The 9,378-nt window shown below is 71.5% G+C and carries 10 protein-coding genes and 1 pseudogene; 7 read left to right on the plus strand and 4 right to left on the minus strand.

Annotation, left to right across the window (positions count from 1 at the left end; genetic code table 11):
- Positions 1-373, plus strand: a pseudogene (locus tag ACWCSD_RS39910) (hypothetical protein); the annotation flags it as partial.
- A 5-nt stretch (positions 374-378) separates the two neighbouring features.
- Complete coding sequence (locus ACWCSD_RS39915) at positions 379-573, plus strand: hypothetical protein (protein ID WP_358293688.1); 195 nt, start codon at positions 379-381, stop codon at positions 571-573.
- A gap of 200 nt (positions 574-773) precedes the next feature.
- Here the strand turns inward: ACWCSD_RS39915 and ACWCSD_RS39920 are convergent, their stop codons facing one another.
- A complete protein-coding gene (locus ACWCSD_RS39920; RefSeq protein WP_352330973.1) occupies positions 774-1,187 on the minus strand; it encodes an ATP-binding protein in 414 nt (137 codons plus the stop codon).
- 37 nt (positions 1,188-1,224) lie between these two features.
- Positions 1,225-1,998 (minus strand): SigB/SigF/SigG family RNA polymerase sigma factor, encoded by a 774-nt coding sequence (locus tag ACWCSD_RS39925; protein ID WP_352330971.1) that lies wholly within the window; start codon positions 1,996-1,998, stop codon positions 1,225-1,227.
- Between the two features lie 175 nt (positions 1,999-2,173).
- Between ACWCSD_RS39925 and ACWCSD_RS39930 the strand changes: the two genes are divergently transcribed.
- Positions 2,174-2,530, plus strand: a complete 357-nt coding sequence (locus ACWCSD_RS39930) for an STAS domain-containing protein (protein WP_358294288.1) — start codon at positions 2,174-2,176, stop codon at positions 2,528-2,530.
- A gap of 4 nt (positions 2,531-2,534) precedes the next feature.
- Here ACWCSD_RS39930 and ACWCSD_RS39935 read toward each other — a convergent pair whose 3' ends face one another.
- Complete coding sequence (locus ACWCSD_RS39935) at positions 2,535-3,257, minus strand: ANTAR domain-containing response regulator (RefSeq protein WP_352358114.1); 723 nt, start codon at positions 3,255-3,257, stop codon at positions 2,535-2,537.
- A gap of 58 nt (positions 3,258-3,315) precedes the next feature.
- On the opposite strand from ACWCSD_RS39935, the gene ACWCSD_RS39940 reads away from it, so the two are divergent.
- From ACWCSD_RS39940 to ACWCSD_RS39950, 3 genes are all read left to right on the plus strand, one after another.
- Entirely contained in the window at positions 3,316-5,148 is a 1,833-nt protein-coding gene (locus ACWCSD_RS39940; protein WP_358293691.1) for a SpoIIE family protein phosphatase, read from the plus strand.
- Between the two features lie 106 nt (positions 5,149-5,254).
- Positions 5,255-6,358, plus strand: coding sequence for a glycosyltransferase (locus ACWCSD_RS39945; protein WP_352358118.1), 1,104 nt, complete (start codon positions 5,255-5,257; stop codon positions 6,356-6,358).
- A gap of 130 nt (positions 6,359-6,488) precedes the next feature.
- On the plus strand, positions 6,489-7,211 hold the full coding sequence (locus tag ACWCSD_RS39950; protein WP_449922670.1) for a glycoside hydrolase family 16 protein: 723 nt from the start codon (positions 6,489-6,491) through the stop codon (positions 7,209-7,211).
- Here ACWCSD_RS39950 and ACWCSD_RS39955 read toward each other — a convergent pair.
- Positions 7,196-8,263 (minus strand): PucR family transcriptional regulator, encoded by a 1,068-nt coding sequence (locus ACWCSD_RS39955; protein WP_397166232.1) that lies wholly within the window; start codon positions 8,261-8,263, stop codon positions 7,196-7,198. The genes ACWCSD_RS39950 and ACWCSD_RS39955 overlap by 16 nt on opposite strands.
- A gap of 76 nt (positions 8,264-8,339) precedes the next feature.
- Between ACWCSD_RS39955 and ACWCSD_RS39960 the strand changes: the two genes are divergently transcribed.
- Complete coding sequence (locus ACWCSD_RS39960) at positions 8,340-9,257, plus strand: proline dehydrogenase family protein (protein ID WP_449922672.1); 918 nt, start codon at positions 8,340-8,342, stop codon at positions 9,255-9,257.
- The last annotated feature ends 121 nt before the right edge of the window (positions 9,258-9,378 follow it).

Here is a 9,378-nt window from a genome sequence, read left to right on the forward strand (position 1 = left end):
GGGAGCGCCCGTCCAGGGAGCGCCCGTCGAGGGCGCTCCGGTCGATGACGTTCCCTCTCACGCGGCCCCTCTGGAGGTCGCCCTGTTCGACCAGGACCCCGCCGAGGTGCAGGCCCGCTGGCGGGACGTCCAGGCCTCCTTCGTGGACGACCCCGCCGAGGCGATCCAGCGCGCGGACGGCCTGGTCGGCGAGGTGGTGGAGTCGCTGACCAACTCTCTCACCAGCCGTACCGGCGCTCTGCGCGAACGCTGGAAGGACGTCGACTCCCCCGACACCGAGGACCTGCGTCAGGCGTTCCGCGACTACCGCAACGTCCTGGAGCGGCTGCTGGCGCTGTCCACGCACAATCTGTCCGCTGAAACGAGGAGGTGATCGGCATGCTCGCAGTCGTCGCAGCGATCATCTTCGGGTTGGGCTTCCTGCTCGACCTCGTGGGTGTGAAGATCGGCGGGATCTCCGGCATGACGTTCGTCCTGCTGGGGCTGACCTTGCTGGCCCTGCATCAGGCAGGCGTCGGCACGGCGAGCATCCGCGGCGGGACCGGCCACTGGCGCGGCCGCAGCCGCCGCTGAGCAGCCGCTGAACGCGCGGTCAGGGTGGGAGGCCGACCGGCCTCCCACCCGAAACACCCCAAAGAACTAAATAGGGCTAAATATCCAGAAAAATCGGGGCGGACCCGGGGCAGAGCGGAATGAAGAAGAGTCAACGCCGAGATCGACGAAGACAGGCCCAGCGCACCCGGGCCAGGCGCCGAAGCCGGCTTCCCCGAGGATCACCCCTTACCGGGAAACCTCATGATCACGGTGCTCCCCCCGCTCCCCACCCGCAACGTGAAATCAGAGGACAGCAGCCGCGCCACCCACAACCCCATCCCCCCCACCGCCCCCGGCAGCGGCCCCGGCTTCCAGAAGCCCTCGTCGTGCACCTCGACCACCAGGTCCCCGCTGATCACCCAGGTCCGCATGGCCGCCCGGTCGGCCCCGTGCGTGACCGCGTTGGTCGCCACCTCGTTGACCGCGATGACGAAGTCGCCGACCGCCTCCTCGGGCATCCCCACGGCGCGGGCCTCGTCCTCGGCGAACTGCCGGACCTCCGGCAGGTCCGGCAGGCGGAAGCGCAGCTCCTTCACGGGCACGCCGGGTGGCGGGCTCGTGTAGCCCGACTGAGGCTCGACGTCCTCGTTCACCCGGCGACTCGCCTTTCTCTCACCAGCCGGCCAGCGGCTAACCGACCAGCAGCTCACTGCGGAGCTGGTCGAGTACCTTACGGAGAATCCGTGAGACGTGCATCTGCGAGATGCCGAACTCGGCGGCGATCTCGGCCTGCGTCATGTTGCCGAAGAAGCGCAGCAGCAGGATGTGCTTCTCGCGGCTGGGCAGCGCGTCGATGAGCGGCTTGACGGCCTCGCGGTCGACCATGGTGCTCAGCGTGTCGTCGTCCTCGGGGATGACGTCGCCGAGCGAGGCCGCGTCGTCGTCGGTGCCGAGCGGCGCGTCGAGCGACAGCGTGCTGTACGCGGCCGAGGCGTCGAGGGTGAGCAGGACGTCCTCCTCCGAGATGTTCATCTTCGCGGCCAGCTCGGCCACGGTCGGGGACCTGCCGAGGTCCTGGCTGAGGTCGGCGACGAGCCGGTTGAGCTCGGACCGTCGCTCCTGGTAGAGACGCGGGACCCGGATGGCCCAGGTGCGGTCGCGGAAGTGCCGCTTGACCTCACCGGTCATCGTGACGACCGCGTAGCCCCTGAAGGCGTGGCCGAGGGTCGGGTCGAAGCCGTTGACGGCCTTCATCAGGCCGACGTACGCGGCCTGGAGGAGGTCCTCCAGAGGTTCGCCCCGGTATCGGTAACGCCTGGCGATTTCCATGGCCAGTGGCCGGTGCATCTCCACGATGCGCTCGCGCAGCCGTTCCCTGTGGCTGTCGGGTGTGTCTTCCCTGACCATCTCAGCCAGGAGTTCTTCCGCGGTCATCTCCTCGAGGACGTACTCCTGCACAGCCATCGCTGCTCCTCATATGGGTCGCAGGGCGGCCTCCGCCAGCAGAAAAGCCCAGGCAGAGGCACGCCTCGCTCTACTCTCGAGACGGAAGCCCTCTGCTGGACTTCGGTCCCAGTCTCCCCCCTGCCGCGGGAAGTATTCCTCGGTCGCGTGGTGACAGTAGGGTTGCTTCGTGACAATGCCCGAAAACGGCGAGGGGCCCGTGGCCGCCCTGAGCCTGACGTCATCGCCCGTCGGCGAGATCACCGTCGTCAAGGTCGACGGTGTGCTCGACGCCACGACGCGTGAGCAGTTCGCCGACTACCTGTCGCTGGCCGGAGCCGACCTGATACTCGATCTGGCCGGGGTGACGTTCATGGATTCGCGGGCACTCGGGCTGATCGTCCATCACTGGCAGACGAGCCTGGCCTCACGTGCGAAGTTCGCGCTGGTCGGCGTGGAGTACTCCAAGTCGAAGGTGATGTGGATCACCGGGCTGGCCCAGCGTCTGCCGCTGTACGACACGCTCGACGACGCCCTGGCCGCCATCGGCTGAGGCCCTATGAGCGACGCGTCGACTTGCGCTGGTGCTCCTCCACCAGCAGCCTGGCCAGATCGGCCACCTTGACCTGATGGTGCTGCGAGATCCTGCGCAGCTCCTCGAAGGCGGCCTCGGCCGTGCATCCGCTGGTCTGCATGATGATGCCCTTGGCCTGGTCGATGACCGACCGGCCGGCCAGGGCCTCCTGGAGCTGGGCGGCGTCGGTGCGCACCTCCTCGAACTCCCACATGTTCGCCATGGCCACCCCGACCTGCTCGGTCAGCATGTCGGCCAGCGAGTGGGCGGCCTGCGGGGAGAAGGCACCCGGGCGCACGGAGTAGAGTCCGACGATGAGCTGCGCCGGCGCCACCTCGATGGGCACGATCAGTACCGAACGCACCCCCCAGCGGGTCGCCAGTGCGTTGTAGCGGGGCCAGCGGCTGTCGCTCAGCACGTCGCTCACGCTCGCGCGGGCGCCGCTCTGGCGGGCCTCCAGGGAGGGTCCCTCACCGAGTTCGCGTTCGCCCTCGACCAGCATGATCAGCTCGCTGTGCGAGCCGGAGACCAGCACCCGCTGGTCGCGCCAGTGTTCGGCCGAGCCGCCCGAGCACCCGGGCACACCGGCCGCCAGCGCCGTGGTCAGGCCGCGCAACACGCTCTCCGTGGAGGTGTCCTCACCCAGTCGCCCCAGCGCCGCCAGGTCTCGGGCGAGCCCGGGAGTGATCATCGCGGTCGATTCCATAGCAAGAAGCCCCTACCCCTTATGGCTACCGTTATCCCCGGTGGCGTAGCGTCAAAGGATGACCATGCCGGACCTCGAACACGCTCTGGACGCGCTGGCGGGACGCGTGTCGTCCTTGCGTGAGGCGAGGACCGCCTACCCTACCGACCTCGCGCCCACGCTCGACGCGGCCCTGGCCGAACTGGACACCGCCGCCGAGTTGCTCGCCGAGGCGCGCGAGGCGCTGCGCAAGGCGCCCAAGCGCGCCGCGAGCAAGAAGGACGGCACCCAGCGGGAGCTGAAGCTGCTGCGCCAGGTGTTCCGGGCCTTCCCGGTGCCGGTGATCGTGCTCGACGGCGGCGGGGTGGTCCGGCGGATCAACCCGGAGACCTCGCGGGTGCTCGGCAGCCCCGACGGCTACCTGGTGGGGCGGTCGTTCCCGCTGCTGGTGGACGTCTCCAGGCGGGCGGCGTTCCGCTCGCACCTGAACTCGGTGCTGCAGACCGGGCAGCCGTCGGCGTTCGAGACGCGGCTGGCGCACCAGGGGCGGACGCACACCGTGCAGCTCGCGCTGACGCGGGTGACGATGCCGGGCGAGCCGCAGCAGATGGTGGCGGCCGTGGCGCTGCCCACCGAGGTGCAGCTCCCCGAGCCCGGGGGGCGGCGGCCCGAGCAGTCCGACGGGGCGCTGCTGCTGGCCGCGTCCAAGCGGCAGGACCTGCTGGCCAGGGTCGGCGGGCTGCTGCTGGACGAGGAGGCGCTGCTGCGCCCGGTGGCGCTGCCGCGGACGACGCGCCTGCTGGCGGCCGAGTGGGCCGACTGGGTGATCGCCGACCTGGTGCGCGACGGGCTGCCGCGGCGTTCGGTGGTGGTGGCGCCGAAGAACCACCCGCTGGGCGACCTGGTGCGGCTGGTGGAGTCGGCCGACCCGGCCGGCAGCCAGGTGGTGATGCAGGTGCTGGAACGCGGCTCGGGCGTGGTGCACGAGATGGTCGACGACGAGTCGCTGCTCGGCTTCACCGCCGACGGGCCGCTGCTGACCGCGATGGGCGCCGGCTCGCTGCTGTCGGTGCCGATCGGGCAGTCCGACGGGGTGCTGACGCTGGTGCGCACGCACGACCGGCCGCCGTTCTCGCTGGCCGACCTCGGCGTGCTGCAGGACGTCGGGATGCAGCTCGGCCTGGCCGTGCGCGCCCAGTCGAGCTTCCAGAGCCGTTCGCGGGCCGCCGACGCGCTGTCGGCCAGCGTGGCCCCGCGCAACCTGCCCGACGTGCCCGGCTACGAGGCGTCTGCGGTCTACCATCCGGGTGCGTCGGTGGGCGCGGAGTTCTACGACGTGTTCCCGGTCGCGGGCGGCTGGGGGTTCGCCCTGGGCGGCGCGGCGGGCAAGGGCGAGGAGGCGGCCTCGGTCAGCGCCATGGTGCGCGGCGGGCTGCGGGTGCTCAGCACCTGGGAGTCCCATCCCGACCTGGTGATGCGCAAGGTCAACGAGGCTCTGGTGGCGCAGGGCACGGGCATGTTCGTGATGGCCGTCGTGGGGTTCGTCAAGGGCCGGACGATCCAGCTCTCCTCGGCCGGTCACCATCCGGCGGCGCTGCTGCAGCCCGACGGCAACGTGCGCTTCGCGGCGGGCGGCGGCGTGCCGATGGGCATCTCCCCCGAGGCCGAGACGGGCGTGCAGGAGCTGACCGTCTCCGTCGGGGAGACGCTGGTGCTCTACTCCGAGGGCCTGATCTCCTCCAGGAACGACGCCGGCGAGCCGTACGGCGAGGAGCGGCTGGCCGACGTGCTGGGCCGTTGCGCGGGCCAGTCACCGGCCACCGTGGTCAAGGCCGTGGAGGCCGACCGGCACGCCTTCTCGGGCGGCCAGGTGTGGGACGAGATCGTCGTCCTGGCCCTCAAGGGTGTCTGATCTGCGGGGGTTTGCGATCCGGCTAAACATGGGTATTGTCTTTCCGTAGAACAACGTGCCTAAGACGCAGGCACACCTTGAAGGCTTTTCCACGCTGAGGTGTGCCATGAATATTGCGATCGTCGCGTCCGCCAAGGGAAACCAGCGCCACCGTATCCTCTCCGTAGCGCGCGAGCTGGGCCGCGAACACCACGTCACCATCTACTCCCGCCGTGACGACGCCGAGGGCAAGCCCAAGACGCGGGTGGCCCCGGGCGTCACTCTGGAGCAGATCGACGTGGGCCCGGCCAAGGACCTCACGCCCGAGGACGTCGTGCCGTACCTGAACGACGTGGGCGAGCACCTCATGAAGCGCTGGAACCAGGAGCGCCCGGACGTGATCCACGCCCACTCGTGGACCGGGGGGCTCGCCGCCGTGGCGGGCGCCAAGGGGTTGGACGTTCCGGTCATGCAGACCTTCCACACCGTGGACGCCGCGCACCAGAAGCTGGAGCGGGCGCTCGGACGCCGGGCCAAGGCGGTCATCGCCGGCTCGGGCGACGAGGAGTCGGCGTTGATCAGGCTGGGCGTGCCGCGCGGGAACATCGCGATCGTGCCGCACGGTGTGGACACCGAGCGTTTCCAGCGGCGCGGGGCGATCGCCACCAAGGGCGCCCGCAAGCGGCTGCTGCACGTCGGCCCGCTGTCCCCCGAGCGCGGGGCGTACACGGCGGTGCGGGCGCTGCAGGGGCTGACGGACGTCGAGCTGGTCATCGCCGGCGGCCCCGAGCCCGAGGAACTGGACGACGACAGGGACGCGCGCCGGCTGCGCGCCCTGGCCGAGCAGCTCGGCGTCGCCGACCGGGTGACGCTGCTGGGGCAGGTCAAGCGGGCCTCGGTGCCGAAGCTGATGCGCAGCGCGGACGCCGTGGTGTCGGTGCCGCGCGAGGCCGCGACGGGCGTCGTCGCGCTGGAGGCCATGGCCTGCGGCGTGCCGGTGATCGCCTCGGCCGTGGGCGCCCACCTCGACTCCGTGATCGACGGCGTGACCGGCCTGCTGGTCCCGCCGGACCGGCCGGCGCGCACCGCGCGGCTGGCCCGCGAGATCCTGTGCGACCCGACGCTGCGCACCGCGCTCGGGTACGCCGGCGCCGACCGGGCGCGCTCGCGCTACTCCTGGGAGCGCGTGAGCCAGGAACTGGTCCGCGTCTACGAGTCGGCCTGCGCCTGACGGAGACCGCGCGGGAGGCGGGCGGCGGAAGCCGTCCGCCTCCCGCCGTTCCCGGGCATGACCGCCGGCGCCCAACCTGTCCGGAAGGGGCCCTTGTTACCAGAGTGAGATCTTTGCTTCGATGGTCCGCATGGCTACTCGCGGTTCGAAGCGGGCGGCGGTGGCGGCGCTGATCACGGCCCTCGCCCTGCCCCAGAGCGCACAGGCGGAGACGTCGAGGTGGGGCGCGCCCGTCCTCGTCGAGAACTTCGACGGCTCCTCGGTCGACACGGGCAAATGGATGGTCTACCACTCGCCGGACGCGGCCCGTAACCCCCGTACGGGCCGGGCCGCCACGGTCGCGGACGGGATGCTGCGCCTCAAGGGCGGCCGGTACGGCGGCAAGGACCTGTCCGGCGGCGTGGCCACCCGGCTCACCCAGCGCTACGGCAGGTGGGAGGTGCGGTTCAGGGCCGAGGCGGGCAACGGCTACACGCCGGTCGCGCTGCTGTGGCCCACCACCCAGAGCGAGGGCGACGGTTACGCCGAGGTCGACTTCGCCGAGATCGTGGACCCGCGCCGGCAGGGCGGCGGCATCTTCGTGCACGGCGGGCGCGGCCGGGCGCAACGGCAGCTGCGGGCCGACTTCACCCGCTGGCACACCGCCGCCGTGGACTGGCTGCCCGGCCGGCTGACGTTCTGGCTGGACGGCAGGAAGGTGTGGGACTACCGCGGCCCGTACGTGCCCGACGGCGACCGCATGGGCCTGGCGCTGCAGAACGACGTGGTGTGCGAGCCACGCTGCCGCGACTCCTCCACCCCCGCGACGGTGTCGATGTACGTGGACTGGGTGAAGGTCTACCGGCCGTCCTGAGGCAGCAGCCTGGCCGCCTTCAGCCCGAGGTGCACGGTCAGCCGGTCGTCGCCGTCGGACAGGTCCCGGTGCAGGAGGCGTTCGGCCTTGCCCAGGCGGTAGTAGAGGGTCTGGCGGTGGACGCCCAGCTCGGCGGCCGTCTTCTGGGCGTGGCCGCCGAGATCGAGGTAGACCTCCAGCGTCTGGGCCAGCTCGGCGTCGAGGGCGGCGGTCTCGGCGGCCAGCTCGCGCAGGTCGGCGCGGCCGAGGCGGGCCAGCAGGCGGTGCACGCCCAGGTCCTGCCAGCGGGCGATGGGGGCGTGCCGGGGGAAGTGCTCGGCGATGCGCAGCGCCTGGCGGGCCTCGCGCCAGCTCTGCCACGCCTCGGCCGGGTCGTTCCTGGGGGCGCCGATGCCGGCGGCGGTGCCGTACGCGCTCTGCAGGGTCTGGGCGACCTCTCCGGCCAGGTGGGCGGGGGCCAGCAGGGCGACGGGCGAGCCGGTGCGGGCCAGCACGCCGCGCGGGAGCGTCCAGAGGGCGGCCACGCGCTCGCTGGACTCGCGCACGGCGACCGCGGTGACCGGGCCGGGGACCTCGATGGAGGCCGCGGCGCGTTCCTCGGGGTCGGCGGAGAGCAGGGCGAGCAGGCCGCGGCCGAGGTCCTGGCGGCTCCTGGCCTCCTGGGCGAGCGCCGCGGCGGCCCTGGCGACCAGCGGCGCGACGCGGCGCAGCGCCTCGTCGGCGAGGGTGCCGGAGTCCAGCAGCCACAGGTAGCCGTAGGTGACCTCGCCGTGCCGCAGCGGCCAGCAGACCCGGGCCAGCACCTTGAGCTCGGCGTCGGCCGGGATCCGGACCGGGCCGCCGGCCCTGGCGATGCCATAGCGTTCGAAGTAGTCGCGCACCTCGCCGGTGGCGCGCCGGCGCAGGATCGACTCCTGGCGGACCGTGTCGATGTCGCCGTGCTGGGCGCCGTAGGCGAGCAGCCGGAACGAGCGGTCCTCCAGCGTCGCGGACGCCCCGAGCGTGGCGGCGATCTCGTCGACGATTTCCTGAAGGTCGGACGTGTTGTGCATTTGTATGACAGCCTGCCACATCGATCGTTACGCGCGTTCATGGCCCCCTCTGACCTGGGCTTTCTAGACTTGAGGCATGTTGGGTCAACTGCTCCTTGCCGCCTCCGGGAGCGGCGTCGTGCGCCGTTCCGTGTCAGGCTTTCCGCTCACCCGCAAGGTGGTGGACCGGTTCGTCGCGGGCGAGAGCGTCCAGGAGGCCCGGAACGCCATCGAACGGCTGCGTGACGCCAACCTGGCCGTGACCGTCGACCACCTCGGCGAGGAGACGCGCGACGCGCGCGCCGCCGAGACCGTGGCGCGGGCGTACGTGACGCTGCTGGAGGCGCTGAAGCCGCTCCAGCTCGGCACCCGGGGCGAGGTGTCGGTCAAGTTGTCGGCGGTCGGGCAGCGGCTCGACGACGCCATGGCCCTGGAGCACGCCCGCGAGATCTGCGCCGCCGCCGCGGCCAACGGCTCGACCGTGACGCTCGACATGGAGGACCACACCACCGTCGACTCGACGCTGGGCATCCTGCGCAAGCTGCGCGAGGACTACCCGTCGACCGGCGTGGCGATCCAGGCCTACCTGTTCCGCAGCGAGGACGACTGCCGCGACCTGGCCCACGAGGGCTCGCGCGTCCGGCTGGTCAAGGGCGCCTACCGCGAGCCCGCCTCGGTCGCGCACCAGGACAAGCAGGCCGTGGACAAGGCGTACGTGCGATGCCTGCGCATCCTCATGGCGGGGAAGGGTTACCCCATGGTGGCCACGCACGACGACCGGCTGATCTCCATCACCGAGCTGCTCGCCGACCGCTTCGGCCGGACGCTCGGCGACCACGAGTTCCAGATGCTCTACGGGATCCGGACCGACCGGCAGGAGGCCCTGGCCGGGGCCGGCCACACGGTCCGCGTGTACGTCCCCTACGGCGACGACTGGTACGGCTACTTCATGCGCCGGCTGGCCGAGCGCCCCGCCAACGTCGCCTTCTTCCTTCGTGCCCTTGGGGGTAAGTAAATGGATGCCATCAGCAACGTCCCCGTCCCCGTGAACGAGCCCGTGCTCGGCTACGCGCCGGGCAGCGCCGAGCGTTCGGCACTGGAGGACCGCATCAAGGAGCTGGCCGGCTCCCCCGTCG

The sequence above is a fragment of the Nonomuraea sp. NPDC001684 genome (genome assembly GCF_053596515.1).

Bases quoted from the DNA above. Each gene is read 5' to 3' on its own strand.
- ACWCSD_RS39925 (WP_352330971.1), bottom strand. From the start codon at position 1,998: ATGGCTGTGCAGGAGTACGTCCTCGAGGAGATGACCGCGGAAGAACTC.
- ACWCSD_RS39915 (WP_358293688.1), top strand. From the start codon at position 379: ATGCTCGCAGTCGTCGCAGCGATCATCTTCGGGTTGGGCTTCCTGCTC.
- ACWCSD_RS39945 (WP_352358118.1), top strand. From the start codon at position 5,255: ATGAATATTGCGATCGTCGCGTCCGCCAAGGGAAACCAGCGCCACCGT.
- ACWCSD_RS39940 (WP_358293691.1), top strand. From the start codon at position 3,316: ATGACCATGCCGGACCTCGAACACGCTCTGGACGCGCTGGCGGGACGC.
- ACWCSD_RS39930 (WP_358294288.1), top strand. From the start codon at position 2,174: ATGCCCGAAAACGGCGAGGGGCCCGTGGCCGCCCTGAGCCTGACGTCA.
- ACWCSD_RS39955 (WP_397166232.1), bottom strand. From the start codon at position 8,263: ATGCACAACACGTCCGACCTTCAGGAAATCGTCGACGAGATCGCCGCC.
- ACWCSD_RS39960 (WP_449922672.1), top strand. From the start codon at position 8,340: ATGTTGGGTCAACTGCTCCTTGCCGCCTCCGGGAGCGGCGTCGTGCGC.
- ACWCSD_RS39935 (WP_352358114.1), bottom strand. From the start codon at position 3,257: ATGGAATCGACCGCGATGATCACTCCCGGGCTCGCCCGAGACCTGGCG.
- ACWCSD_RS39950 (WP_449922670.1), top strand. From the start codon at position 6,489: ATGGCTACTCGCGGTTCGAAGCGGGCGGCGGTGGCGGCGCTGATCACG.